Source organism: Corynebacterium freiburgense (assembly GCF_030408815.1).
Taxonomy (GTDB): Bacteria; Actinomycetota; Actinomycetes; order Mycobacteriales; family Mycobacteriaceae; genus Corynebacterium; species Corynebacterium freiburgense.
Window position 1 is genome coordinate 1,659,373 of record NZ_CP047355.1, and the last position, 26,775, is coordinate 1,686,147.

The 26,775-nt window shown below is 49.4% G+C and carries 27 protein-coding genes, 7 tRNA genes and 1 pseudogene; 12 read left to right on the plus strand and 23 right to left on the minus strand.

What is annotated here, in order from left to right:
- Positions 1–435 precede the first annotated feature (435 nt).
- From ruvB to CFREI_RS07490, 6 genes are all read right to left on the minus strand, one after another.
- On the minus strand, positions 436–1,527 hold the full coding sequence (gene ruvB, locus CFREI_RS07465; RefSeq protein ID WP_027012208.1) for a Holliday junction branch migration DNA helicase RuvB: 1,092 nt from the start codon (positions 1,525–1,527) through the stop codon (positions 436–438).
- A gap of 12 nt (positions 1,528–1,539) precedes the next feature.
- Positions 1,540–2,154, minus strand: a complete 615-nt coding sequence (gene ruvA / locus CFREI_RS07470) for a Holliday junction branch migration protein RuvA (protein ID WP_027012207.1) — start codon at positions 2,152–2,154, stop codon at positions 1,540–1,542.
- 3 nt (positions 2,155–2,157) lie between these two features.
- Entirely contained in the window at positions 2,158–2,817 is a 660-nt protein-coding gene (gene ruvC / locus CFREI_RS07475) for a crossover junction endodeoxyribonuclease RuvC (RefSeq protein ID WP_051255842.1), read from the minus strand.
- Between the two features lie 193 nt (positions 2,818–3,010).
- Positions 3,011–3,757: a YebC/PmpR family DNA-binding transcriptional regulator gene (locus tag CFREI_RS07480; RefSeq protein ID WP_027012206.1), complete on the minus strand. Its 747-nt coding sequence runs from the start codon at positions 3,755–3,757 to the stop codon at positions 3,011–3,013.
- Between the two features lie 67 nt (positions 3,758–3,824).
- Positions 3,825–4,382: a pyridoxal 5'-phosphate synthase glutaminase subunit PdxT gene (gene pdxT / locus CFREI_RS07485; RefSeq protein WP_051255909.1), complete on the minus strand. Its 558-nt coding sequence runs from the start codon at positions 4,380–4,382 to the stop codon at positions 3,825–3,827.
- A 97-nt stretch (positions 4,383–4,479) separates the two neighbouring features.
- Positions 4,480–5,331: an acyl-CoA thioesterase gene (locus CFREI_RS07490; protein WP_027012204.1), complete on the minus strand. Its 852-nt coding sequence runs from the start codon at positions 5,329–5,331 to the stop codon at positions 4,480–4,482.
- A gap of 466 nt (positions 5,332–5,797) precedes the next feature.
- On the opposite strand from CFREI_RS07490, the gene CFREI_RS13425 reads away from it, so the two are divergent.
- Together CFREI_RS13425 and CFREI_RS13430 are read left to right on the plus strand one after the other, a co-directional pair.
- A complete protein-coding gene (locus CFREI_RS13425; protein WP_435383895.1) occupies positions 5,798–5,980 on the plus strand; it encodes a transposase in 183 nt (60 codons plus the stop codon).
- Positions 5,981–6,126: 146 nt separating this feature from the next.
- A pseudogene (locus CFREI_RS13430) lies at positions 6,127–6,573 on the plus strand (IS3 family transposase); the annotation flags it as partial.
- 86 nt (positions 6,574–6,659) lie between these two features.
- Here the strand turns inward: CFREI_RS13430 and CFREI_RS07500 are convergent.
- The 12 genes from CFREI_RS07500 to CFREI_RS07555 form a co-directional block, all read right to left on the minus strand.
- Positions 6,660–6,908, minus strand: coding sequence for an ATP-binding cassette domain-containing protein (locus CFREI_RS07500; protein ID WP_027012203.1), 249 nt, complete (start codon positions 6,906–6,908; stop codon positions 6,660–6,662).
- Positions 6,909–7,871: 963 nt separating this feature from the next.
- Entirely contained in the window at positions 7,872–8,711 is an 840-nt protein-coding gene (pdxS, locus tag CFREI_RS07505) for a pyridoxal 5'-phosphate synthase lyase subunit PdxS (RefSeq protein WP_240483198.1), read from the minus strand.
- A 166-nt stretch (positions 8,712–8,877) separates the two neighbouring features.
- Complete coding sequence (locus CFREI_RS07510; protein ID WP_027012200.1) at positions 8,878–9,330, minus strand: hypothetical protein; 453 nt, start codon at positions 9,328–9,330, stop codon at positions 8,878–8,880.
- A complete protein-coding gene (locus CFREI_RS07515; RefSeq protein WP_027012199.1) occupies positions 9,306–10,391 on the minus strand; it encodes a glycosyltransferase family 4 protein in 1,086 nt (361 codons plus the stop codon). Before CFREI_RS07515 ends, CFREI_RS07510 begins: the two co-directional genes overlap by 25 nt.
- Positions 10,388–11,239 (minus strand): phosphatidylinositol mannoside acyltransferase, encoded by an 852-nt coding sequence (locus tag CFREI_RS07520; RefSeq protein ID WP_051255841.1) that lies wholly within the window; start codon positions 11,237–11,239, stop codon positions 10,388–10,390. The genes CFREI_RS07515 and CFREI_RS07520 overlap by 4 nt, the downstream gene beginning before the upstream one ends.
- A complete protein-coding gene (pgsA, locus tag CFREI_RS07525; RefSeq protein WP_027012197.1) occupies positions 11,239–11,889 on the minus strand; it encodes a phosphatidylinositol phosphate synthase in 651 nt (216 codons plus the stop codon). The genes CFREI_RS07520 and pgsA overlap by 1 nt, the downstream gene beginning before the upstream one ends.
- A gap of 53 nt (positions 11,890–11,942) precedes the next feature.
- Positions 11,943–12,539, minus strand: coding sequence for an ATP adenylyltransferase (locus tag CFREI_RS07530; RefSeq protein WP_051255840.1), 597 nt, complete (start codon positions 12,537–12,539; stop codon positions 11,943–11,945).
- Positions 12,499–14,484, minus strand: a complete 1,986-nt coding sequence (gene thrS / locus CFREI_RS07535) for a threonine--tRNA ligase (protein ID WP_084170709.1) — start codon at positions 14,482–14,484, stop codon at positions 12,499–12,501. Before thrS ends, CFREI_RS07530 begins: the two co-directional genes overlap by 41 nt.
- Positions 14,485–14,708: 224 nt before the next feature.
- Positions 14,709–15,959 (minus strand): Dyp-type peroxidase, encoded by a 1,251-nt coding sequence (locus CFREI_RS07540; RefSeq protein ID WP_027012194.1) that lies wholly within the window; start codon positions 15,957–15,959, stop codon positions 14,709–14,711.
- A gap of 32 nt (positions 15,960–15,991) precedes the next feature.
- On the minus strand, positions 15,992–16,651 hold the full coding sequence (locus CFREI_RS07545; RefSeq protein ID WP_035111454.1) for a copper chaperone PCu(A)C: 660 nt from the start codon (positions 16,649–16,651) through the stop codon (positions 15,992–15,994).
- Between the two features lie 7 nt (positions 16,652–16,658).
- A complete protein-coding gene (locus CFREI_RS07550) occupies positions 16,659–17,174 on the minus strand; it encodes a copper resistance CopC family protein (protein WP_240483185.1) in 516 nt (171 codons plus the stop codon).
- A gap of 231 nt (positions 17,175–17,405) precedes the next feature.
- Positions 17,406–17,477: transfer RNA gene (locus CFREI_RS07555), tRNA-Val, on the minus strand.
- 230 nt (positions 17,478–17,707) lie between these two features.
- Here CFREI_RS07555 and CFREI_RS07560 point away from each other — a divergent pair.
- The 8 genes from CFREI_RS07560 (at position 17,708) to msrB (ending at position 20,068) form a co-directional block, all read left to right on the plus strand.
- A tRNA-Gly gene (locus CFREI_RS07560) sits at positions 17,708–17,780 on the plus strand.
- A gap of 36 nt (positions 17,781–17,816) precedes the next feature.
- Positions 17,817–17,887 (plus strand) — tRNA-Cys (locus CFREI_RS07565).
- Positions 17,888–17,897: 10 nt separating this feature from the next.
- A tRNA-Val gene (locus tag CFREI_RS07570) sits at positions 17,898–17,969 on the plus strand.
- A gap of 35 nt (positions 17,970–18,004) precedes the next feature.
- A tRNA-Gly gene (locus CFREI_RS07575) sits at positions 18,005–18,080 on the plus strand.
- Positions 18,081–18,099: 19 nt separating this feature from the next.
- Positions 18,100–18,171, plus strand: a tRNA-Val gene (locus tag CFREI_RS07580).
- Positions 18,172–18,206: 35 nt separating this feature from the next.
- Positions 18,207–18,282, plus strand: a tRNA-Gly gene (locus CFREI_RS07585).
- Positions 18,283–18,373: 91 nt separating this feature from the next.
- Entirely contained in the window at positions 18,374–19,615 is a 1,242-nt protein-coding gene (locus CFREI_RS07590) for a glycosyltransferase family 87 protein (RefSeq protein WP_205618444.1), read from the plus strand.
- Positions 19,616–19,651: 36 nt separating this feature from the next.
- Positions 19,652–20,068: a peptide-methionine (R)-S-oxide reductase MsrB gene (gene msrB, locus CFREI_RS07595; protein ID WP_027012191.1), complete on the plus strand. Its 417-nt coding sequence runs from the start codon at positions 19,652–19,654 to the stop codon at positions 20,066–20,068.
- A gap of 82 nt (positions 20,069–20,150) precedes the next feature.
- On the opposite strand, the gene hemQ is transcribed toward msrB, so the two are convergent.
- The gene (hemQ, locus tag CFREI_RS07600) at positions 20,151–20,855 is read right to left on the minus strand and encodes a hydrogen peroxide-dependent heme synthase (RefSeq protein WP_027012190.1); all 705 of its coding nucleotides are present in this window, start codon (positions 20,853–20,855) and stop codon (positions 20,151–20,153) included.
- Between the two features lie 177 nt (positions 20,856–21,032).
- Here hemQ and CFREI_RS07605 point away from each other — a divergent pair, with 177 nt between their 5' ends.
- On the plus strand, positions 21,033–21,608 hold the full coding sequence (locus CFREI_RS07605; protein ID WP_027012189.1) for a DUF3000 domain-containing protein: 576 nt from the start codon (positions 21,033–21,035) through the stop codon (positions 21,606–21,608).
- A gap of 50 nt (positions 21,609–21,658) precedes the next feature.
- Here the strand turns inward: CFREI_RS07605 and CFREI_RS07610 are convergent, their stop codons facing one another.
- Genes CFREI_RS07610 through CFREI_RS07625 form a run of 4 tightly spaced genes read right to left on the minus strand, consistent with a single transcriptional unit; the run spans position 21,659 to position 25,329 of the window.
- Positions 21,659–22,414, minus strand: a complete 756-nt coding sequence (locus CFREI_RS07610) for an iron ABC transporter ATP-binding protein (RefSeq protein ID WP_027012188.1) — start codon at positions 22,412–22,414, stop codon at positions 21,659–21,661.
- The gene (locus CFREI_RS07615) at positions 22,411–23,397 is read right to left on the minus strand and encodes an iron chelate uptake ABC transporter family permease subunit (protein ID WP_027012187.1); all 987 of its coding nucleotides are present in this window, start codon (positions 23,395–23,397) and stop codon (positions 22,411–22,413) included. The genes CFREI_RS07610 and CFREI_RS07615 overlap by 4 nt, the downstream gene beginning before the upstream one ends.
- Positions 23,381–24,319 (minus strand): ABC transporter permease, encoded by a 939-nt coding sequence (locus CFREI_RS07620; RefSeq protein ID WP_035111449.1) that lies wholly within the window; start codon positions 24,317–24,319, stop codon positions 23,381–23,383. Before CFREI_RS07620 ends, CFREI_RS07615 begins: the two co-directional genes overlap by 17 nt.
- Positions 24,320–24,324: 5 nt before the next feature.
- Complete coding sequence (locus CFREI_RS07625) at positions 24,325–25,329, minus strand: siderophore ABC transporter substrate-binding protein (RefSeq protein ID WP_035111446.1); 1,005 nt, start codon at positions 25,327–25,329, stop codon at positions 24,325–24,327.
- A 197-nt stretch (positions 25,330–25,526) separates the two neighbouring features.
- Here CFREI_RS07625 and CFREI_RS07630 point away from each other — a divergent pair, with 197 nt between their 5' ends.
- The gene (locus tag CFREI_RS07630) at positions 25,527–26,774 is read left to right on the plus strand and encodes an HRDC domain-containing protein (protein ID WP_027012185.1); all 1,248 of its coding nucleotides are present in this window, start codon (positions 25,527–25,529) and stop codon (positions 26,772–26,774) included.
- Position 26,775 lies beyond the last annotated feature (1 nt).

Here is a 26,775-nt window from a genome sequence, read left to right on the forward strand (position 1 = left end):
GCTGTCACAAATTCCATTTTTTCAGGCGATTTTATGGAATCTGCGACAGTCAGCATGAAAACATCACTAGTTTGATAGGGCGCGCCTATTAAACACCCGGGAAAGCGGCTCGAAGGCTCGGGAAACCAGCCAACTCACCCCGGAAACCAGCTCAAATACTCGGAAAGCCCTGGATTTTCAGCCCACCTGCCCCGAAAATCAGGCAGATTTCACATCACCCACAACCCACCACAACATTTCCCCAGCCCACACCCCCAAACCAGGAGCCCACAACACAAATCTGCCTGTCTAGACCTGCTCCAAGTTTTTCGAAGTATGACCGATCCTGCCTAGCCCTCACCGCAACAAACAGTTACCGCAGATGTCCCCCTTACAACCCCGAAGCAGCCGAGAACGAAAACCAGTCTGACTTTTCGGGGCAAGTTCATTTACCACCTATAATAAGGTGGGTTGGAAATTTCCAGGTGAACCAGCAGGGGGTTCCAAGCCTAAATGTCGCCATGCTGCAGCGGTAGCCACACGTCCACGTCCGGTCCGTGCCATCATGCCTGCCCGGACCAAATAAGGCTCGCAAACTTCTTCGACGGTGCCGGGTTCTTCGCCAACAGCGACCGCTAGTGTACTTACCCCCACGGGACCACCACCATGGTTTTTTACCAATGCGCTTAGCACAGCACGGTCCAGGCGATCTAAGCCCATTTCATCAACATCGAAAACAATGAGGGCTGCTTTAGCTGCCCCTATATCGATATGCCCATCGGAGTATACTTCTGCGAAATCCCGAACACGGCGCAAAAGCCGGTTCGCAATACGCGGTGTACCTCGGGAACGGGAGGCAATTTCAGTTGCAGCATCTTCATCAATGCTAACGCCGAGGATGCGAGACGCACGCGTAACTACACGCGTAAGGTCTGGGACGTCGTAAAACTCCATTTGGGCAGTAAAACCAAAGCGGTCACGCAGTGGCCCAGTCAACATACCAGAACGAGTGGTTGCACCAACCAAAGTAAACGGGGCGATTTCCAATGGTATTGAAGTTGCGCCCGGGCCTTTACCGACAATGACATCGATACGGAAATCCTCCATCGCCATGTACAGCATTTCTTCGGCAGGGCGTGCGATGCGGTGGATTTCGTCGATAAACAGCACATCGCCTTCCATGAGATTCGAAAGCATCGCCGCTAGGTCGCCAGCCCGTTCGAGCGCTGGGCCGGAGGTCATTCGGAGGCTCGAACCAAGTTCCTGCGCAATAATCATTGCCATTGTTGTTTTACCCAACCCCGGGGGGCCAGACAATAACACGTGGTCTGGAGTAGACCCTCGGTTTTTCGCCCCAGTAAGCACCAAACTTAATTGACTGCGCACCTTAGGCTGGCCAATAAACTCATCGAGACTTTTAGGGCGTAACCCAGCCTCCATATCACGGTCGGTTTCCTGGCGGTGCGGCTCAACCGCGGAATCAGGGCCGCGGCGACGCTCTGGAAGCCCGCCAGGTAATTCAAACTCCGTTTTCTCTACGTCGCCCATGCCTGCCTCTCGCTACTTCTTACCTAAGTATGCAAGGGCTGCCCGTAATGTTCCGGAGGTATCCAAATCCGGCGTGTTCCCCAAGACCGCGACCACCGCAGCAGTGGCCGTACGTTCGGGGAATCCAAGTCCGACCAGAGCCTCTGTAACCTGATCCACAGCAACCCCAGACCCAGGTGCAATAGCGCTGGCTGGGACGTCGGAAAGCGCCTGAGGGGCGGTAGTAAACGCAAGCACTTTATCTTTTAAATCAACAATCATGCGTTCAGCCATACGTTTGCCCACACCCGGGATGCGCTGCAATGCTTTTGCATCACCACCGGCGATCGCATTGCCAAGCTCAGAAGGATTCATTACAGACTGTGCCGCCAAAGCCAACCGCGGACCCAACCCAGAAACCGTTTGTAAAAGGCTAAACATCTCCCGGCTGGAATCGTCCATAAAGCCATAGAGGCTCATGGCATCTTCCCGCACCACCATTGTGGTAAGCACCAGGCTTTCCTCGCCACGCCGTAATTGCCCTAATGTTTGCGGAGTAGCCGTAAACGCATACCCAACTCCCCCACATTCAATGACCGCACTATTTAAGCCAATGGTGAGCACAGTGCCACGCAAAGAAGCGATCATAAATTACAAACTCCTTTTCCCAGGAAAAATCTCCGGCACCGAAGCACCTCGACCAGAATTACGATGAGACGAACGAGAACGCGAATTAAAATCCGCCTTTGCCTTCCCCAACCGGCCTTGTTGCTGTCGACGCACCGCCTCCACCTGCGCAAACGTAGCCTGCTGACGCAATAATAGCGGGGCGCGCCAACAATGACACACAGCTAATGCCAAAGCGTCCGCAGCATCAGCAGGTTTTGGAGGCTCACTCAAACCAAGAATACGGGTGATCATTGCTGTCATCTGCTTTTTATCCGCACGCCCATTCCCCGACACCGCTTTTTTCACCTCACTGGGGGTATACATGTGCACCGGAATTTCACGCTCGGCTGCGGCCAGGGCCAAAACGCCAACAGCATGTGCAGTATTCATCACCGTAGAAACATTACCGCGTTCAAACACACGCTCGATTGCAACTACATCGGGCTGATAATCGCGCATCCACTCCTTAACGGCCCGACTCAAACGCAATAATCGCTCCGTTAATTCCGCGCCACTAGGCGTACGCACTACCCCTACTGCAACTGGCAATATTGCACGTCCACGCCCCGCTTGCACCACTGATAACCCGCACCGCGTGAGACCGGGATCAATGCCCATGACCCGCAGGCCTTCCAAATTCATAAACGTGCTCCGTTTCCGGTGGGTATTTGTAGCAAAAACATCGCGTAGCTGATAAACCACAATCCTAATTGGTCACACAAACACCAAGTGAACCAACTCCCAAACATGGTTAAGAAAAAGTTCGAAATAAAACCCGTAAGGCATTGGGTCACCTTACGGGTTTATATCTGCATTACGGGCCGCCAAAGAGAGCTTAAAGCTCTGCAAGCACCTCGTCACTCAATGACATATTCGAAAACACATTTTGCACATCATCGGAGTCTTCGAGGGCGTCGATAAGACGGAAAATCTTTTTAGCACCTTCCGCATCCAAAGGCACTTCAACAGATGCTCGGAAATCTGAATCAGCCTCATCAATTTCAATATCCGCAGCAATCAACGCTTCCTTTACGGCGGTCATATCACCTGCTGCGGAAACCACCTCAAAGCGGTCTCCCAGGTCATTGACTTCTTCTGCACCTGCGTCAAGAACAGCAAGTAACACATCGTCTTCAGATAATTCGCCTTTAGAAACTAATACAACGCCTTTTCGGGTAAACAGATAGGAAACGGCGCCAGATTCAGCCATATTTCCCCCGTTTTTGGTCATAGCTGTACGCACCTCAGTAGCCGCACGATTACGATTATCGGTCAAACATTCGATAAGGATGGCGACACCATTCGGACCATAACCCTCATACATAATGGTTTCCCAATCAGCGCCACCAGCTTCCTCACCGGAACCGCGCTTTCTGGCACGCTCAATATTATCGTTAGGTACCGAGGCTTTCTTCGCCTTCTTAATCATGTCATCCAAGGTTGGGTTCGCCGCAGGATCCCCACCACCCATACGCGCAGCAACCTCAATATTTTTAATCAGCCGCGCAAATTCTTTCCCGCGCTTAGCATCATTAGCAGCTTTCTTATGCTTCGTTGTCGCCCACTTTGAGTGCCCGGCCATGAAAAACCTTTCGTCTAAATAAACATAACGCGTATTACAGGTGCTTGATTATACGCAACATTCGAAGCTACAGCCGATGCACATAACCAGCTTCCGCAACACAGCCTAAGAACAGCTCATGAACCGCAGTGTTATCTGTCACCTCAGGATGGAAGGAAGTTGCTAATCGACGCCCTTGCCGCACCGCAACAATAGCACCCTGGGCAGGACCTCCCGGAACCCTAGCCAACACATCCACGCCCTGGCCCACACGTTCGACCCAGGGTGCCCTAATAAATACCGCAGGTACTGGATTTGCAATACCGTTTACCTTCAATTCAGACTCAAAAGAATCCACCTGGCGACCAAAGGCATTCCGCCGCACCGTCATATCAATAGCATTCAAACTCTGAGCATCCGAACGAGTATCCAAAATTTCCGTAGCCAAAAGAATCATGCCGGCACAGGTGCCATACACCGGAAGACCATCCGCAATAGCTTGCCGTAACGGGTCCAGCATTCCCCCAAGCTCCAACAACTTCGACATTGTTGTAGACTCCCCACCAGGCAAAATAATACCCTGTAGGCCATCAAGATGCGCTATCCTACGCACCTGACGATGCGCAACCCCAAGGCGATCAAGCATAAGTTCATGCTCCCGCACACCACCCTGGACAGACAAAATACCGATCACAGTGATACGACTCGCTGTTCTATTACTCAGATTATTTAGTGACAGTTTCTTAAATACCCGCCATAGGTATGGCTTTAGTGCCGGGCTTTAGCGTACGCGCCAAACCTTCCTGAGTAACAACCGCCACCAAATTCCCCTGTCGATCAAAAATTCGACCATGGGTGAGTGCTCGCCCATTCGCCGCCGATGGCGACACCTGGTCATACAACAACCACTCATCCGCCCTAAAAGGCCGCAAAAACCACATCGCATGATCCAACGACGCCTCCTGCACCTGCGCATCCGGATGCGGCACCCACGCCGACTGCAACAATGTCATATCGGACATATATGCCAATGTGCAGACGTGGAATGTGTCATCATCCGGTAACACTTCCTTCGAACGAAACCACACCACCTGCTGACTTGGCGTAAACGGATTATGCTGAAACTGGTCGCTAGGAACCATGCGGATATCCCACTCACACCATTCATCAAGCAACGCTTTCATCGTGTGCCGCATATTGTCGACGTCCATTACAATATCCTCCGGATCAGGCACATCACGCATTTTGTCTGAATGCTCCACACCTTGATCCCCACGACGATGAAAACTCGCCTGCATCACAAAAATCGTTTCACCATCCTGCATCGCCTTCACCTGGCGAGAGCAGAAACTCCTGCCATCCCGAAGACGATCCACCAAATAAATAGTCTGGTTTTTTGACTTCCCTGGCGCCACAAAATACGCGTGAAGCGAATGCACATCGTACGCATCATCCACCGTAGCTGTTGCCGCAACCAGCGCCTGCGCAGCCACCTGCCCACCAAAAGTTCGCTGTAACGACGTCTCAACAGTAGGCCCGCGAAAAATATCACGGTCGATGCGCTCAACATTCAACATTGTTTTAATCCGCGACATGGCTAACTGCCTGCACTCCTCACATCGATACCTGGCCAAACGAATCTAAGGGTACTCGCCTCCATCTTGCTAGTTTACTCTGGGTTCCATTCTGGCTGCTGCAGGTAGCTAAACATGAAGGAACTAGGTGAGTAACAGCATGTGGGCGTTTTGAGGGTGACCATCGCCATTTACTTTTCACCTGCGTGCTCCACCGCCTTCTCCTTATAGGTGTATTCCCGTGCTGCCATAACCAAGCCTCGCTATATGACTGGTTGCACAGAGGCTGCAGTTACTGCGAACAAAAAGGGGTCTTATTCAGCCAAGGTCGCCCACCTATTCGAAACAAAACTATCCCCGTTGAGGTTACCCCTGAGTTGTGGACACCGAATTTGTACGGATGTTGTGTCTGTAGGAGAGGATGTTCATTATGAGTCAGCAATAACATCGGAGATATACTCCGGAGTATCGGGTAGAGGCTGCTCGATTGGTAATTGAGTCTGATCGGCCGATTGCTAGGGTCGCTGCAGAGCTTGGTGTTAGTGCTGGGCTGCTGAGCAAATGGGTCAAACAGGAACGGCAACGACAAGGCAGTCAGGACGGTATGAGCGAAGCTGATCTTGGTTCTGAGAATGCTCGCTTGCGTCGTGAACTTGCCGAAGCCCGTTGAGATAACGAGTTCTTGTCAAAAGCCACAGCCTTCTTCGCTGAGAGGCAACGAGAGAGGAAAAGTTCCAACTAATGCAGCAGGAGAAGGCAAATTTTCAGCATTAAACATATGAGGGCTATGGGCATTGAGGGGATCTCGCCGCGTGCGTTCGTACCGGTGAATGTTGGCTATACCTGTGTGCGGTGCGTGATGGTCATTCCCGCCGTGTGATTGGTTGGGCAATGGATGATACCCAGTCCACCAACCTGGTAGAACGAGCACTACGGATGGCGTACACGTTACGCGGTGAGGTTCCTAAGGGGCTGGTATTCCACGCTGATCGTGGAACGCAGTACACCAGTGACCAGATATGGCGAGTCTGTCAGGATCTGGGGATTGCCCAATCCGTGGGGCGTACTAGCGTCTGCTTCGATAACGCCATGTCAGAGCCATTCTGGTCAACGTTGAAGACCGAATTCTATGATCGAAAGAAGTGGCCCACACGCAATCAAGCACACAAGGCTGTCGCACAATGGATCGAAGTAGTCTACAACCAGCGCCGCATACACTCCTCACTCGGAATGCAAACACCCGTGACCTTCGAAAATTCCATCATCAGAGATCCCACCAAGTCAGACCCAATTACCCCAAAACCGCTTAACCAACCGTCCACAATTTGCGGACAACCCCACCCGTTCCTTCAAATGGTGTGGATCACTTGTCGGCCTTGCCCCATAAAACTTACTGCTCCAGTAGTTGGCATCCACAATCCACAAAGTGTTTCAATAAGCGTTGATTTACCTGCACCGTTAGGCCCCAGCAACGCAATTTTTTCACCCGGCTTCACCGAGAATGAAACTCCATCAAGTGCAACCTTCTCCCCAAAAGACATCCCGACATCATCACAATTCAACAAAGGTTTATCATCAACAATATTATTCTGAACCATTATTCCTCCAATTAATAAAATTAAGTGGGAAGTTATCAAGCATTCCCATCAAAGATAACACAGAAAAAGATCACCAAATGTAACGAAGTAATCAAAACAATGTAGAATCGCTCTTAATACCGCGAAACACTCTATCCGATCAATATCTAGTTGAAAATGTGAATTATCGGCGTACACATCGATAAAAGCAAAAACAAATGCGATAAATTTCTCTTGATCAATAATCTCTAAAATACGAAGTTCAAGCAGTTCACCCAACAACCATCCAATATCCATTTCTGGATAACTAATGCCAATTTCTGGATCTGCCGGAATTACCGCGAGCTTTTTCCATTTAAATAAATGTTACCCATACTAAAATTACCATGGACAGCGATTGCACTATTGAGATCTAAATTGTAAAGTTTTTGCAAATCCCAACAATATCGAGCTTCAATAGATTTAATAAATTTTTGAGCATAGCTCGAAAAAGGAAGCATGCTTACAATTATTAGTTCCATCACTAAAATAATTTAAAAGCCTTCGTAGCGGTAGCGGCGAACAATTATTAGGTGGATAATTCACACAATCTTCGTGATAAAAAGCTAAGCTGCTCGATAATTCTTTCAGGTAGATCATCGTAATTTTGATACTGTCATAAAGCCCCAAACTAGGTGGACAGTGATGCTTGTAACCTTAAGGATTCAACTAAAAGCGTCAGTACTTGAATATTTTCACTGGTTACTATGCTAGCGTCAGCAGTGCGAGCCCTGTACTTGTGTTTGCTTGTTTTCATACCTCAACGAAATACATGGCAGACCTCGCTTCTACTAGCTTCCAGGGGAACACAAAGAATGCAGCCTACACACATTCCCCAGCAGCTGAATAAGCTTCCAAATAGTTGGTCTTGGTTTCATTAAGTGTTGATGGCATCAAAAAGGAGCGCCGACATTGCACGGTAGCGCTCCTGAATGCAAAAGTGGTTTACCAGCCGCGTTCGGCGAGGCGGTGTGGTACTGGGATTTCATCAACGTTGATGCCTACCATGGCTTCCCCAAGGCCACGAGAAACTTGAGCGATTGTCGCAGGGTCGTCAAAATTTTGTGTTGCCTGAACAATAGCCTTTGCGCGCTGCGCAGGATTACCAGACTTGAAAATGCCGGAGCCTACGAATACACCTTCGGCGCCTAGTTGCATCATCATGGCGGCGTCTGCGGGGGTTGCGATGCCGCCAGCGGTGAAAAGCACTACGGGCAGTTTGCCGGATTGTGCTACTTCGCGCACGAGTTCGTATGGGGCTTGCATTTCTTTGGCGGCGACATAGAGTTCATCTTCTGCCATGGATTTGAGTTTGTTGATTTCGCTGCGGATGGCGCGCATGTGGGTGATGGCGTTGGATACATCACCGGTTCCGGCTTCGCCTTTGGAGCGAATCATGGCGGCACCTTCGTTGATGCGGCGTAGGGCTTCGCCTAGGTTAGTGGCACCGCAGACGAATGGGACGTCGAAAGCAAATTTGTCGATGTGGTTGCGGTAGTCGGCTGGGGTGAGTACCTCTGATTCGTCAATAAAGTCTACGCCGAGGGATTGCAACACCTGTGCCTCGACAAAGTGACCAATGCGAGCTTTTGCCATGACGGGGATAGATACGGCGTTAATGATCCCTTCGATCATGTCAGGGTCGGACATGCGGGAGACACCACCCTGTGCGCGGATGTCAGCGGGGACGCGTTCCAGGGCCATGACTGCGGTGGCACCAGCATCCTCAGCAATTTTTGCCTGCTCAGGGGTGACGACGTCCATAATGACGCCACCTTTGAGCATTTCAGCCAAGCCGCGCTTAACGCGTGCAGAACCAACAATAGGGGTGTCGTTACTCACAGTGTTCCTCAGTTTCTTTATAGACGCCTATGTAACTCTCAACCATGATAAACCGGGTACGTCAATCACGAGAAGCAGCCCCCAAGTATTTGATCGAAAAATTATTCAATTATGGCGTGGGAAATTCGAAGAACTCCGGCAGACGCGCAGTACCACCCAAACAAAATAGTCGAACAAGAGGGCGAACTCTTAGGGCACGCGTATCGGCCACGGCGTCATTATAAAACCTATGTGCAAGCTGTACCCGAGCCGCAGCATCAACGACAGCCGCAGGCGGCTCCCCACCCCAGTCTGAAATTACTTTTGAAACTTCAAGTTCATAAGCGGCACGCTGTTCGAATTGTTCAGGCAGCAGCGGCACCGCTTCCGCAGCAGCACTTATCGACGCCGCCTCTGGTTTAAGCGCGCCTACCAATGCTGCCCGTCGATCCAGCGCAGCCTGCAAAGATTGTCGCGCATTATCGGTACGTATATGCAATCGATTTAATCGCTGTGCGGTATGAAACGCCCAAGCAATAACGAGTGTTACTACAGCTACTAAGACGAGCCAAAGCCAGAACAAAGGCGCACCTTCCCTCCGCTGACCGTTTCATAGACCCGCATTACATCATGTGCCACACTATCCCAATCAAACTTTTGCGCCAATTGCTTTCCGGCTTGAGATAGCTCTTTGCGGCGATCTGGATGTGCAATCAAATCCCGCAATTGTATGGCCAACGCTTCACTATCTCCCGTCGGGAAAAATACGGCCGCCCCTTCAGCGACAGCGAGGAACGCTTCTAAATCGCTGGCCACAACCGCGCATCCAGCAGCCATGGCTTCTACAAGAACAATCCCGAAACTTTCACCACCAAGATTTGGCGCTACATAGATATCCGCACGCTGTAAAATTTCTGCTTTTTCCTTATCAGAAACCTTTCCCACAAAATCCACGTTCGGATGTGATTTCGGCACACCCCCACCGATGACCGTGCACCTATATTCCGTATCAAGGGAATCCAAAGCACGTAAAAGCACTGAAAGACCTTTTCGAGGTTCATCTATGCGGCCTAAAAATACAATTTCTGGAACGCGGTTTTCTACGTTATGTCGAGTGCGAAAACGTGCAGTATCAACGCCATTTGGAATGAGCACTGGATCTCCGCCAAGCTGTTCCACCTGCCAGCGGCGCGCCATTTCCGAAACCGCGATTCCTCCCCGGATTTTCTCCAGCCATGGCCGAAGCACAATAGTGCTCATTTTTAGCGCCCAGGAACGATTACTCGAGGCATGATAAGTGGCGACAATAGGCCCCTCAGCTAGTCGCAAAGCCGACATAGAAAAACTTGGTGAATTCGGTTCATGGATATGCAATACATCGAAATCACCAGCAACAATAAAGTCTTTGATTTTTCGCCGTACCCTAGGGCCAAACGCAATCCGGGCAATAGATCCGTTATATGGGATTGGAATTGACCTGCCACCACGAACCACGAAATCGGGCACATCAGTATTCGGTCCGCATGGACCTAAAACCTGTACGCTATGCCCTTGGGCAATAAAATGCTCAGCCAGGTCAAGTATATGTGCTTGAACTCCGCCAGGTTCATCAAAGGAGTAGGGGCAAATCATGCCAATTTTCATGTACTCCTCCAAATTGGTTGAAGCACATGCCAATCCTCAGGGTGCGCCGAAATTCCCTCTTCGAAACGCCACGCTATGCGCTGCACTAAATCTTCGACTCGGTCACCGCAAACTTCCGGTGAAATAGTAAATCCCCAGCCTTGAGGTGTAAAAAAACAATGAGCAACGTGTAACGACGCCCCCGTCTCCAATGCTAGTGCAGCAGGCCCGGCAGGCATGGTTGTGGATTCGGAAAAAAACTCAACTGGGATGCCCGTTCCACGAATATCGCGTTCCCCCAGAAGGGCAACGATTCCTCCATCGCGTAATACCAAAGCCAATTGCTCATATGGGCGTATTTCATCACCGCGATCTGGTAAAACCCGAAAACCTAACGATTCCCGAAACTGAACAAAAGCTTGAAATAATGATTCGGGGCGAAGCCGCTCCGCCACGGTAGTAAACGTGCCAAAATCACTGGCCAACCAAAGCCCAGCCATATCCCAGTTCCCGGAATGCGGAAGCACTAGGATAACTCCTCGACCAGATTCTAAAGCTTTTTCAATGTGTTCTCGCCCCGTCACTGAAGCCCGAAGCTCCGCAAGTAATTCCGGAGATACCATCGATGAAAGCCGAAATGCTTCCCGCCAATATCGGGCATAGGATCTCATTGCTTTACGAACAAGTGCTCGCGTCACATTCTCTGCACCCACAACCCGAATAAGATTATTGCGTAAGTTATCTAGCCCACGACCTTGATCTGATACGTAATCCGCCCCAAAATCGAAGAGCCTGATCGCCCAAGATTCAGGCAAGATCCGCACAAACCGCCAACCGGCAAAATATCCGAAAGCACTCAGGTTACCCATTACGATAACGTCTCCTTGCAGCCTACTGGCGGATCCGCCAATGCTTGTGCATAAGGCGAACGGCTAGCTTGAATAAGCCGCTGAGCAATAGTAAATACCGAACCAAAAGCGAGGATCCATAGTGCAATATCAATTGCATATGGCACACCAAGACCGGTAAGACCGATACCACCAAGGCCTAGAATTAATCGCTCGGGGCGTTCAATAAGACCGCCAATCATAGTGAAACCACTGGCCTCACCACGTGCCTTGACATAGGAAATTACTTGCGAAGCGACCAGTACAACAAATGACGCAATAATCGTCGGGGTTGGCGCGTGATAGCTGAAAATTAACCACCATGTAATAGCTGCAAACAGTGCGCCATCAGTAATGCGATCGCAAGTGGCGTCGAGAGTCGCCCCGAATTTTGTGCCACCGCCGCGCATTCGCGCCATAGTGCCATCGATAAGATCCATTGCAGCAAATACTCCTGAAAGTACCGCCGCAAGAAATAGATGGCCGGAAGGAATCAGGCACACGGCAAGCCCGATAGTAATAACGGCAGAAACCACCGTGACTACATTCGGCCCTACACCTAGCGAGAGCAGCATTTTTGCTATAGGTTCGACAACAACAGCCGCTGGTCGACGGCCGTGCACACTGAGCATTGCTACCTTCCTACTCCCCAGCTACCTACCTGCCATCAACAACAGTAAATAGCCTACAAAGTAACTGTTCCTGGAGCATCTTCCAATTCACTCCAAGCTTGGGCAAGAAGTGACCGAGTATCTTTAAGCACCTGGGGCAACACCTTCACACCATCGATAATGGTCATGAAATTAGAATCACCGTTCCAGCGGGGAACCACATGCATATGCAGGTGATCCCCCACTGAACCGCCAGAAGAACGACCAAGATTAAAACCAAGATTAATGGCGTGCGGTTGCGAAACGTGTTTTAATGCCCGAATCGCACTTTGACCAAAAGCCATAAGCTCAGCCATTTCATCACAGCTCAGATCTTCAAAATCGGCTACCTTACGAAACGGCACCACAAGCATATGGCCCGCATTGTATGGAAAAAGATTCAGCACACAGTAAACTAATTCGCCCCGCGCCACGATCAACCCATCGTGGTCACTCATTTTGGGAACCTCTAGAAAAGGATCACGCTCAATGCCCTCTTCTTTCTCCACGCCTTTAGCAATGTAATGCATACGGTATGGAGCCCATAGCCGCTCAAGCCTATCGGGAGTTCCCAAACCTTGATCTACAAAATCACTGTTTTGTTGCAAAAGTTTCCTCGCTTGGCTGATCATTACGCCGCTGCCGTACCCAAGATTCGATAAGGTCAATAGCTTCCGCGACCGGAACACCATTGATCTGGGAACCATCAAGGAATCTGAAACTCACAGCCCCAGCTTCAACATCACGGGCACCCGCAAGAAGCATAAATGGAACTTTGCTTGTGGTGTGGTTGCGAATCTTCTTCTGCATGCGATCATCGGAAGTATCAACCTCAGCCCGCAAACCGCGGGCACGAAGTTCACCACACACATTTTCAAGGTGAGGAACAAAGCTATCCGCCACCGGAATACCAACCACTTGATGTGGCGCCAGCCAGGCTGGAAATGCGCCAGCATAGTGCTCTAAAAGCACACCAAAGAATCGCTCAATCGAACCGAAAAGTGCGCGGTGAATCATAATCGGACGTTTCTTGGAACCATCAGAAGCGGTGTATTCCAGATTGAAACGTTCCGGCAAATTAAAGTCGAGCTGCACTGTTGACATTTGCCAAGTACGCCCAATAGCGTCGCGGGCTTGCACAGAAATCTTCGGACCATAAAAAGCCGCGCCACCTGGATCAGGCACAAGCTCCAAACCGGAAGCATCCGCGACTCGCTGCAGAATATTGGTGGAGCGTTCCCAGATCTCATCACTACCCACAAACTTCTTTGGATCCTTTGTGGAAAGCTCAAGGTAGAAATCATCAAGACCATAGTCCCGGAGCAGGGAAATAATAAAATCTAGAACACTGGTCAGTTCTTCTTCTAGCTGGTCTTCCGTGCAATAGATATGCGCATCATCCTGGGTAAAACCACGAGCGCGGGTAAGACCGTGAATCACTCCGGATTTTTCATAGCGGTACACTGTGCCAAACTCGAACATACGCAGCGGCAATTCTCGGTAGGAACGCCCCCGGGACGCAAAGATCAAATTGTGCATCGGACAGTTCATAGGCTTTGCATAATAATCCTGCGCCTGCTTGGTCACATTGCCGTCTGCATCGGTTTCCCCATCCAGTTGCATTGGTGGAAACATGCCATCCGCATAGAAATCCAGGTGACCCGATTTTTGGAAAAGATCACCCTTAGTAATGTGTGGGGTATTTACAAATGAATAGCCCGCAGCAATATGGCGGCGTCGAGAATGTTCTTCCATTTCCAAACGCACAATACCGCCGTCTGGGTGGAACACCGGAAAACCGGAACCGATTTCATCAGGGAAACTAAACAGGTCCAATTCAGCGCCCAGACGCCTATGGTCACGACGCTCAGCCTCCGCAAGCATGGTCTGGTAGGTTTCCAGAGCTTCTTTTGATTCCCATGCCGTGCCGTAGATGCGCTGCAAACCAGCATTTGCCTGGTCACCACGCCAATATGCGGCCGAGGAACGAGTTAAAGCAAACGCTGGGATATAGCGGGTAGTTGGTACGTGCGGCCCTCGACACAAGTCATACCACTCAATGTCTCCCGTGCGCGGATTTACATTGTAGTAGCCGGTGAGTTCACCTGCGCCAACCTCGGTTGCTTCCTCAGAATCTGGGCTTACATTGCCTTTATCCTCGATAAGCTCAAGCTTATAAGGTTCCTCACTAAGCGCGGCGCGCGCGGCGTCGACAGACTCGTATACGCGGCGCTCGAACTTCTGCCCGGACTTAATAATCTTTTTCATGCGCTTTTCAATGCGCTTTAAATCTTCCGGAGTAAAAGGCTCCGCAACATCAAAATCATAGTAGAAACCATTTTCAATGGCTGGGCCAATCCCAAGCTTGGTGCCAGGAAATTCAGCCTGTACCGCTTGAGCCAAAACGTGTGTAGTTGAGTGACGAATCACCCCGCGACCGTCTTCTGTATTAGCAGCAACTGGAGTGAACTCCATATCTACCGTAGGCACAAAGCTTAAGTCTTTAAGCTCACCTTGCGGATCCCGGACACAAACAATAGCCTCCGGCCCCTTATTTGGCAGCTCCAAGTCCCGCATTGCTGTGCCAACGGGAGTTCCCGCTGGTACTAGAAAAGCGCCACCGCTTTGATTGTCACAATTACACACTATTCGCGCTCCTTCTGCGCTCAGGCGGGAGGCGGCATACCTGGCCGCCCCCGCATTTGATCATGCAACTCGATCAAAAAATTATTGAACTAACCCCCACAAAAAGAAAAAGGGTAGTCAACCGAATTGCCTGACGGTCATACTACCCCGGATGGTTACGCTTCGAATATTCCGGCACCCCAATATTCGTCGTGACCTTTGCCTACCCCAGGGGGACAGAAAAACACCGCCGAACCAATATGAGAAATCCACTGGTTTAGCCGATCTGCTTCATCAAGCCGCTCTTGAATAGGCACAAATTGTTCTAAAGGATCCTTCTGGAAACAAATAAATACCAAACCAGCATTCGATGTGGTCTCTGATCCCATTTCTGGGGCAAGATCATAGTTATATGCACGCCGACGAAGTTTTTGATTTGGCTTATCCTCCGGTGGGGCCGAACGCGCCATATGACTTAGAGGATCGATCATTGGCAAGCCAAGGTGATCAGATTTTTCAAAGTCTGCCTGGGTAAATTCATCACCGCCAGAAAGCGGAGCACCGGTATCGAGGGTGCGCCCAAAAGCAATCTCACGGGATTGCCGGTCCAAAATCTCCCACGTATCAAGATTCATGGTGATGCGACGTACCACCATGCAACTGCCACCCTTGGCCCACTTCGGTCCACTATCAATCCACACAATATCGTCATATTCAGACTCGGAGGCTGGATTTATTGTGCCGTCTTTTAAACCAAAAAGGTTTCGTGGTGTTTCGCCTTGCTCCAAACCACCATTAGCGTGCAAAAAGCCCTGCTGGAACCAGCGCGTGCTTACGTAATCAATGCCAGCACGGATCATATGCCGGGTCGCATGGGATAGGGTTAGCGGATCATCGCTACATATTTGCAACACCATATCTGCCTCCCCCCATTCCTTTTGCAACGCGTCTCGCTTAAATTTTGGTAGTGGCCCCAACCAACTTGGGCGCCGGTCAGACTTGCCAATAAGATCAAAAAACCTTGCACCAAAACCACACGTAATCGTGAGGTTTGCCGGTGTGACCACCATTTCGGGTTCTAAGTCTCCCAGTGGAGTTTTTCCTTGCGTAAGCCGGGCAGCATCTTCAGTCCAAAGCCGTAGCAGCCGTTGCACGCCTTTGGCATCCACCCCATTCCGTATTGTAAACGCAATAAGGTTTAAGTGAGCTTGCCCAGGTGTGGAAATACCGGCCTGGTGCGCGCCATAAAACACATGCTTTTGTTCCCGTAAAAACGGGCTGGAATCCGCATTCGGCTCGGTTGAATTTGCGTGTGCTTGAGCAGCAGACGATGCCGCAGCAATAACGCCGCCTGCAGCTGCGGTAGATAGTCCTGTAAGAAATCCTCGGCGGCTAAACGTTGCTTTGGACAGATCATGCTGATCCATGGGAAGACAAAGTCCTTAATTCATATAGGTGATTAATGGTTTTGCCCGTGACCATCACCATGCTCGTGGTTATGGTCATGGCCATCTGTTGGGGTTTCCTGCGGGGACATACCGGTATTACCTTCAACACCGCCATCCTGGGAATAATCTTCTTCACCAGAACCGATCGTACGCACCGGAAGGTCGGTAATTTCAATGCTCTGACCATCGGCTGTTTTTAGCGTGAGATCGATGGTATCGCCAGCTTCAATCGGGGTTGCAATATCCATAATCATTAAGTGGTCACCACCTGGCTTCAGTTCAAAGGTGCCGCCTGCGGGAATAGCAATACCCTTTTCTTTCATCCGCATTTTGCCATCGACGGTTTCGTGGATTTCATACTTACCCACATTTTCCAGTGAGGTTGTAAATGACTCAATGGTGATTTCTTTATCGCTATTATTGGTGATCGTACCGAAGACAGCCGTCATTGCTTTGTCCGCTGGCTTGGCTTTTACAAACCCATCCATAAGCTGTACTTTTGCATCGCTCATTGCTGCAGATGCATCAGACGACGCGGATTCCATTGCGGAGCTTGCAGCTGATGAAACCTTTGCTGCTTGATCGTCCGCGGCATTACTGCAGCCTGCCAGTGTCAGCGCGGCTGCTGCAATAATGGTGAAACCTACGCGTGAAATTGGACGAGCACTCATAAAAAACTCACTTTCGTTGAACGAATACAAACGCCGCGAAAACCGCCAAAACTACAAGCACTGCACCGCCAACATACCAACCAGCCATGCTTGATTGACCAGTGTTTTCGGGTTCAGCAGCTTCATTTGTTGCCGATGTTGCAGGTATATCTTTTGCGGTATCTTTCTCTGGGCCACTTACGGAAAATTCTATTTTCCCGCGTGTTGCGTGGCCGTCAGAAGAAGTAATTTGGAAGCCAACTAAATAATCTCCCGTCCCAGGTTGAATTTCGTCTGGAACGTCTACTGCTACAAATTGATCTTGCAATTCCGGATTTGTTCGAAATAGCACTTCGGAGGTTTTCGAATTACTCACGGCGACGGTATTAAACGAATCTTTTGGAATTCCCGAAAATTCTAGTGTGATTTTTCTTGGGAATTCACTAATGGTGGATCCATCAGCAGGGTCAGAGGAAATAACTACGTCATGTGCAGCGGCAATAGGGGTAACCCCGAGCATAAAAATTGCTAATAGTATTGCCACAATCCTTCTGTAACCCACAAAATCCTCTCTTCATTGCATCAGTAGATGGGAGTCAATGACTTCTTCACATCGACAACATGTATTAGTCGGACGTTGCGTTAAAAAAGTTCCGGGAAATTTAAAACAAAGCACCACCACAAAGGAATAGTGCACAATCAATGGTAGTAGATTTACAAAAAGAATAAAGCCCCAACCAAGTTGTTTTTTGATTGTGGCTTTGAGTTTTTGTTGTGGTCCCAACTGGGATTGAACCAGCGACCTTTCCGGTGTGAACGGAACGCTCTCCCACTGAGCTATGGGACCTTTGTACAGGACAAAACCTAACACAGCTGGAATTTCCGGTCCAATCTTCCCAACCACCGCTACCCCTTTTCGACGTCCCCTTCATAGGCGTTTACTGGCCACATTGCGCTTTCCATCACAAAACCTCGAAGCCTTCGCGCGCTGAACTGGGCATTTGGCATTTTCGGCGCTGGCGGCTAATGTTTGTTCTCGCACCACAAGAACAAAGTTGTAGCTTGAAGTGGCGCAAAGCGGATGTAGCGCAGTTGGTAGCGCATCACCTTGCCAAGGTGAGGGTCGCGAGTTCGAGTCTCGTCATCCGCTCTGGTACTATTTTGGTACCTGAGGCGGTATCGCCGCGGTGGAATGGCCGAGTGGTGAGGCAACGGTCTGCAAAACCGTGCACACGGGTTCGATTCCCGTTTCCACCTCAAAACGCTAGCGCGTTTAGCTCAGCGGGAGAGCGCTTCCCTGACACGGAAGAGGTCACTGGTTCAATCCCAGTATCGCGCACGAGAGTGGTATCTGCTCTTTTCTTTCAGATACATGCGGATGTAGCGCAGTTGGTAGCGCATCACCTTGCCAAGGTGAGGGTCGCGAGTTCGAGTCTCGTCATCCGCTCCAAGTTCTTTATGGGCTTTGCGCGCGTTTAGCTCAGCGGGAGAGCGCTTCCCTGACACGGAAGAGGTCACTGGTTCAATCCCAGTATCGCGCACGAGAGTGGTATCTGCTCTTTTCTTTCAGATACATGCGGATGTAGCGCAGTTGGTAGCGCATCACCTTGCCAAGGTGAGGGTCGCGAGTTCGAGTCTCGTCATCCGCTCCAAAACTTAAAGAACCCTAATGACATATTAGGGTTTTTTGTTATTTCGGGGTGTATCTGCCTATTCCGCTCAGCTCTTCGATAGGGTTAAGCGGTGACTTTTCAAATCATTGACAAGCTAAACAATATATGGGTCTCAGGCTCTCCTGCCCCAGATGCTTTTGGTGAACGCAATCGCCGTACCCGTTGGGATAATATCGGCAATGCAATTTTTTGGCCGTTCGCCGTGTTTATTGCCACCCATGTTTTGGGCGTTATGGCTGTCAATGGAAACGCCACAGACGATTTCTCTACCGTGTATTACGCTGTGCGCCGAGCTGTAGAAGGGGTCCCGGTATATAACGAAACATATTTTTATGTGGATCCCCATTATCTCTATAATCCTGGAGCTACCCTTGCATTATTTCCTCTTGGGATGATCGCGGATTTTACTACCGCACGAACTATCTTCGTGCTAGTAAATGCAATAGCAATTATTGGCGCATTGGGATTGTTGACCAAAGTGTTTGGTTATAGTCTGCGGTCCTTTATTTGGCCCGCCGCAATCGCCGCCGCTTTCTGCACAGAAGCGGTCCAAAACACATTGATTTTTTCTAATATTAATGGGTTGCTACTCTTGGCCCTCGTCGTGTTTCTTTGGGCCCTTCTTAGAAAACGCAATATTCTCGCGGGAGTGGTTCTTGGTCTAGCTATCTTAGTTAAGCCGCTTTTCGCACCTCTACTATTTTTACCTTTTGTGCGTTTCCAATGGTCAACGGTAGGTATTGGGGTTATTGTCCCAATAGCCGCCAATATAGTTGCCTGGCCATTTATTCCTGGAGCGAATGATTATGTGACGCGGACTATGCCCTATCTTGGGGAAGTTCGTGATTATGCAAATAGTTCTCTTCCCGGTGCTGCAGTGTATTTTGGCATGCCTGGGTGGCAGAAAAATATTTGGTTTATATTGTTTGCGTTGGCAGTGATAATTGCATTGGTGTTTTTATTGCGCTACCGCCATAGTGAACCACTGTTTTGGGCCTGCACTACTTCCGGGTTGTTATTGACGGGAGTATTTTTCCTATCATCGCTTGGGCAAATGTACTACTCAATGCTGTTGTTCCCCTTGGTGTTTACCGTGCTACTAGAGCGCTCTATCATGCATTCGTGGCTATCGTGGGTTGCGGTGTACTGCTTTTATTCACCGACCCTGTGGGCCTGGGATGATTGGCAGATTTATGGCCGCTGGGTTGACTTATTCCGTGGCACTGTTGGATGGGGTTTGATTCTGCTTGTAACTGCGGTGTTTTCAATAATTTGTTGGCGTCGGGAATTTAACTACACCCGCAGCGGTTAGTACTTGATGCCAGCACTTTTCCGCACAGGAGTTTTGATGACCGATTTTAAATTGATTTCAGATGCTGAATGGCGTGAGCGTCTCAATGCCGAAGAGTACCGAGTATTGCGCCAGGCCGGCACAGAGGCTCCGTTTAAAGGGGCTTACACGGATACCACTGATGAGGGAATTTATTCGTGCCGGGCGTGTGGAATCGAATTGTTCCGCTCAAACCAGAAGTTCCAGTCGCATTGTGGATGGCCTTCGTTTTTCTCTCCACTAGCAGGCGACCGAATTATTGAGCGCACCGACTACTCACACGGCATGGTGCGCACCGAAGTAATTTGCGCTAATTGTGACTCTCATCTTGGACATGTTTTTGCCGGTGAAGGTTACAACACACCTACCGATCTTCGGTATTGCATTAACTCTATTTCATTGACATTTGCTCCAACGGATAACTCGTCCGAGTAATTCACACGTGTAGAGGCTGCTCCTTCTATGCGCAATGGCCCAGGCTGTAGAATGCCTGGGCCATTGTTTTCTCTTTATACTGCTATGGCAGAACTTCAATAAGCTCCGCAATATCTGCTACGCGGCGTCCACTGAAAAATGGGATCTCTTCCCGAACATGGAGACGCGCCTCGGTATAGCGCATACGGTGCATCAGATCAACGTTGCGGTGCAATTCAGGCGCTTCAAACGCCAAAATCCACTCAAAATCGCCTAAGGCAAATGACTGAACTGTATTTGCCCGAACATCAGGGAAGTCGCGGCCAGCGCGGCCATGCTCAGCAAGGATTCGGCGGCGGTCCTTTTCATCCATTAGATACCAGTCATAGGAACGTACAAATGGGTATACGGTAATCCATGCGCCGGGTTCTTCGCCCATAATAAAGGACGGCAGATGTGATTTATTAAATTCTGCTGGTCGGTGCAAAGCGGTGCCGGTCCATGATGTTTCCGAGCATTTGCCCAGCGTGGTGGTGCGGCGGAATTCGTTGTATACGCGTTGGATATCTGCAATTTCCTCCGCATGCCACCAGATCATGTAGTCAGCGTCGTAGCTGATTCCAGAGATATCGTAGATTCCACGAACTGTGACCGGGTGTTCGGAGTCGAATTTGCTGAAGAATTCACGGGCTTCGGCAATGATTTCGTCTCTATTGTCACCGAGCAGCCCGGGAATAATACGGAACACCGCCCACTGTGTATACTGCTGGACACTGTTCAGCTTTGCAAAATCGATCTTTTCGGCCATATTTTCTTACCCTCTCTTCAGATCCTATACATGCTGGTATCAAGCAAGATTCCAGCTTTCTTACGAATGATACTATCCAACTTTTGATGGAACCGAAACGCGGTTTGCGGCGCGCCTCTCCCCCACTTGCAACTTTGACGACTATCTTTTGTCTTTGTGACCGACACAGATGCGAAACTGCGCCCAGAAGCCAAGAGCTCGATCGCCCCTGAAAGTGCGCCCAAACTCTTTCGTGATGCTGTTGAGTCTATGCACTCTGCCGTGCTACGTCCTGAGATTTCGCTGGGTACCATTCGCCCCCCTCAGCGTCTCGCGCCGTTAAGCCACGCAATCGGCCTCGAAGTTGAACATGACGCCCTTGATGGAGATGCGTTCGGACGTTTGATTCTCCTTTATGATCCGCAAGCAGAAGAAGGCTGGGAGGGGGTGTTCCGCCTTGTCGCATATATTCAGGCTGATCTCGATGCCGCAGTAGCGAGCGACCCACTCCTACCAGAAGTGGTTTGGGATTGGCTGCAAGAAGGATTAGCAAAGGTCAAGGCCGATTTTACAAATATGGGCGGCACAGTGACCTCAACCGCATCCGTACGCTTTGGCGATATAGGTGGTCCACCGCGAGCCTTCCAACTAGAGCTTCGCGCCTCCTGGACTGCCGTTGCAGAAGACCTACGCCCCCATGTAGAGGCGTTTGCAAAAGTATTGGCGAATGCAGCGGGACTGCCTCCAGTTGGTGTCACCGAGTTACGTCGCTAAGAATTTGCTTTATGACGCTGCGCCGGGCGCAGCGTCATTACGCACCCAGGCTAGAAATACACCGCCATTGGGTGTCCTTCTACTTCCATAACACGCATTTGAACTTCGTATAGGGATTCGAGATTTTCTGGAGTCATAAACTCCCTTGGCGTACAGCTATGTACAAGCTTGCCGTTTTTCATCGCAACAATATGGTCGGAGAATGCGGCAGCATAGTTAATGTCATGGATAACAATAACCACGGTCCGACCAAGCTCATCCGCCGTTTTTCGCAGAAGTCGCATCATTGCTAACGAGTGCTTAATGTCGAGGTTATTCAGCGGCTCATCAAGTAATACAAATTCCGTTTCCTGCGCAAGAACCATTGCCACAAATGCACGTTGTCGCTGCCCACCGGAAAGTTCATCGAGCGCACGGTCCGCAAATTCGCCAAGGTCCAAATAACCCATAGCACGATCTACAGCTTCGTGGCATTCGGCTGTGAGTCTGCCGCCAGAATGCGGGAACCTACCAAATTCCACTAATTCTCGTACTGTGAGCCTGACCGCTATCCGGTTTTCCTGCCGAAGGACTGCCATTGTGCGAGCAAGATCTTTTGATTTGGTACTACTGACATCCATACCATTTATGGTGACCTTGCCGGAGTCGGCGTCGAGAAGCCTGGCGACAATACTTAATAACGTCGATTTTCCTGCACCATTAGGGCCAATAACACTAATTACCCCGCCTTTGGGTATTTCCAAAGAAACATTATCTACCACCGTTGTTCCATCATAGGATTTAGTGACATTTTCAATGGTAATCAACGGCTTAAGCCTTTCTTGCTTAGCAATAAATACAAGAACAAAATGCCCCCAAGGAATTCAATAATCACTGAAAGTGATGTATTAAACGCAAATATGCGGGACAAAATCCATTGACCGGCTACTAGCGAAAGCATTCCTAAAGCACATGCCATTGGAATTGTCCATGCATGCCGGTCGGTTCGAACGATAATATAGGCAAGGTTTGCAACAATAAGCCCGAAAAACGTTACCGGGCCGACAAGTGCGGTAGAAGCTGAAACCAAAAGTGAACATGCGAGCAGCGCGAAAATAACCTCGCTGCGATAATTTACACCCAAGCTTATGGCTTGATCTCGACCCAGCAGAATTACATCGAAAGTGCGGCGTTTTATCCAAATAGCTGTAATAACCAATAACGTAACAATACTGGTAACAATAAGCAGCCGGACGTCAATAAATGAAAATGTGGCAAAGAAACGGTCCTGCAGTACTTGAAATTCACCGGGGTCGATCATACGACCAAGCAATGCCGATAATGATCGGAACAGCACTCCCACAACAATTCCAATAAGAAGCAGCAAATCTATTGACATACGGCCGCCAGAAAATACCACCCAGAATAAGAGTATAGAAAACCCCATCATTGTGAGACTATTTAAAGCAAATAAAAATAGCGTGTCTGCATTATTAAAAAGTACGGTTCCAAATACAAACACTATTACAGTTTGAATAAGCACAAACATGGCATCGAACCCCATAAGCGATGGGGTAAGAATTTTATTTGCCGTAATTGTTTGGAATAAAACAGTAGAAGCACCAATAGCAATACCGACAACGCTTAGGCCAACTGCAGTGACAATCCTTCGTTCAATAACGAATTGCCATGCCTTTGGCAGATCGAATACTACAAATACGATTGCAATAATCACTGCCAGGATAAGCATAGCCCAGGTAAGCAGGGTGCGTTTCCGGTTTATTTGGTGGTGGTCAGCTGGCACGAGCATTCCTCCTTAAAAGCATAGTGAGGAAAATACTTGCACCAACAACGCCCATAACAGTACCGATTGGAATTTCAAATGGGTACCGTATCACCCTGCCAAGGATGTCGCACAACATACATAATCCAGCGCCAGTTATTGCAACCCATGGAAGCGATTTCCTAGTGTTATCCCCCATAATCATAGAAACAATATTTGGAACAACTAACCCAAGAAATGGGATCGCCCCAACTACGGTTACTACAATTGCTGAAACAACCGCAACAATAATGAGGCCGAAATTCTCTATCGCCTTAGCATTGATACCCGCGTTAACTGCGTAGCTGTGCCCTAGACCTAAGATAGTAAACCGGTCAGCGGCAATATATGCCAGTACAACAAGTACACCAATAAGCCACAGCAATTCATAACGTCCGCGAAGAACACCCGCATACGAACCCAATTGCCACGCACCTAAAGATTGCAGCAGATCATATTGGTATGCCAAAAATGTAGCAACTGCCCCAATAACACCGCCGAGCATAATGCCAATAAGCGGTACGGTAAACCCACCAGGATTAGGCACCCTTCGCACAGCCGAAAGAAACAGCGCCGTACCCAAAAGTGCCGCGACCGAAGCACAAAGCATTTTCACCCAAATCGGTGAATCTGGAAAGGTCAGCGTAATAATAAGCAAACCCAATGCCGCAGCCTCCGTGGTACCTACTGTTGAAGGCTCCACGAACCGATTACGAGAGAGCAATTGCATCAACAATCCGGCTACCGCAATAGTGGCACCAGAAAGCAAAATTGCAAGGGTACGCGGCAGCCTGGAAATAAGTACTACATCGTTATTGGTTTCTGCTACACCAAGAAATAAGCTAACCGCTGACATTGCAGCCAATGCCACAAGTGCCAGCGGTATTAATGCAAAAGATCGATTCCGCATTGAAGTTACAGGGCGTTACCGACCGCATCAACCATATTGCCAAAGGTCGTCAGGCCGGAGCCGACCAGGTACCAGTCCGAAGAATCAAGGTAAATAATCTTGTCATTCTTCGCAGCCTTGGTGCCCTTAATCAGATCATTATCCAACGTTGCTTTTGCGGTATTTCCATCAGAACCAGTGGCTGCATCGCGATCGATCACAAAGATATAATCTGGATCTGCGTTTGCCACATATTCGAATGAGATGGCTTCACCATGCCTGCCATCCATCTTTACTTCAGCGGCAGGTTTAAAACCAAGTTGGTGGATCAAAGCAAAGCGAGATGTTTCGCCGTAAGCAGAAAGTTCGCCACCGTTGGTCATTACGATAAGCGCATTTACATTGGCATCAGTGACCTTCTTTTTCACCTCATCCATCTTGGACTTAATGTCAGCAAACTTCGCTTTTGCCTCATCTTCTACACCAAAAATCTTGCCAACTGTTCCGGCATTGGACTCGGTATCAGCTACGGCTTTTTCATAATCAAAGGAAAGATCGACTGTTGGGGCAATCTTGCTCATATCAGGATAGGTTTTCGCATTACGCGAGCCCAGCAAAATAAGGTCTGGTTCCAAACCTGCGATTGCTTCCATATCTGGTTCTTTCAAAGAACCAACTTGTTTGACGTCTTTGTAGTTATCAGCAACGCTTGGTGCTGCTTTTGCGGTAGGAACACCGACTACTTTATCGCCGTATCCCAGCGTGTCTAGGTAATCCAAAGCGGAATAATCTAGAACCACGATCTTTTCTGGTGCTGCAGCAATTTCCGTTGATCCTTGCTTGTGCTCAACGGTGATTGGGTAATTCGCTTCAGCTTTCATAGCACTGGAGGCTGCTGAGCTTGCAGCAGAAGCACCGGAACTCGCAACCGATGATGCTTTCGTACCTGCATCTTGTTCGGAGTTAGTGCACCCGGTCAAGACCAATGCGGATGCCACAGCTACTGCGGCTACACGGGCGGCTATTTTCATACGTTCATTCCTTTACTCAAGGGATATCGTGTGCGCCGTCGAGCGCCACACTGGGTAGGCAACCCTTACGCACTCTACCCTAAGTTGTAGTAGTTCTGTCAAACTTTCGATTTATTCAGCCACAATATGATTATTTATAGACCAAAGTTTATGATTATTCACCCATATCACCAGCACAGACGGTACACTGAACAATCATGCCAAGTCCGCTGCACTTCCCTGCTGATGGAATTCCAAACGTTTTTTCAAGCAATAATGAATTTGCCATTGCTGCTGAGTTGCTTTCGCATGGTATTGGTCCGGTAGCTATTGATACGGAACGCGCAAATTCTTTCCGTTCTGATGACCGCGCCTTTCTTATCCAGCTGCGGCGTCGGGGCGTCGGCACGTTGCTACTCGCGCCGGAACATCACCGCGAGGAACTTACGTTTCATTTAGCACCCGTACTTAATACATTGGAGTGGATTTTGCATGCGGCACCATCCGATTTGCCATCACTCCATGCACTGGGGCTGTATCCAGCAAGCATTATTGATACCGAAAAAGCCGCCAAGCTTGCTGGTTTCCCGCAACCGAGTTTGGGTCAACTGACCAAAGATATTCTTGGTTTGGAACTTGCCAAGGGACATGGACGTGAGAACTGGTCGATCACTCCCCTTCCCGAAGATTGGGTTATTTATGCTGCACTGGACGTTGAACAGCTCATTGAACTTAGCGAAGCGCTCATTGAAATTCTGGACCAGCAAAACAAATTAGCCTGGGCCGAAGAGGAATTCGAGTATTTGAAAAACCTTACGGTCCCTACTCAGGACCCCGCTACCGGTCGGGCAGAACCGATTCCGCTACCGCACGCACATTGGCGAACTTTAAAAGGAATAGGGGCATTACGCTCTCCGGAACAGCTTGCTATTGCCCGAGCGTTATGGAAAACCCGCAATCAAATCTGCCAAAAACACGATATTGCGCCAAATCAGGTATTAAAAAACAAAAACCTTATTGCGATCGCACAGCAATGTGCCACAACTCCGGAAGAAATCGCCAAGATTTTACGCCAATCGTATATTGATAAACACACACGGCGGTGGAGCAAGATAGCGCGAAATGCCCTTGCTTCTTCCAAAGCTTCATGGCCGAAACCAAAAACCCCTCCGAAACCGGAATTTCCCCCAAGTAAATATTGGACCGAGCATTACCCGCATGTTACTGAGTGGTATCAACGTGCCCGAAATGCTCTGCAAGCACTCGCACGCCGAGTTAATACACCCCTTGAATGCATTATTCATGTATCAACGGTCAAAGAAATCGCATGGGAGTGTGCTGCTGTTCGCGGTGAATACCACGCTGCTTATATTGCACACATCCTGGAAAAGCACCAAGCCCGCGCATGGCAGGTCGATTTGATTATTGCGGCTTTAAGCGAAGAGTTTTCGCCAACAACACGATAGC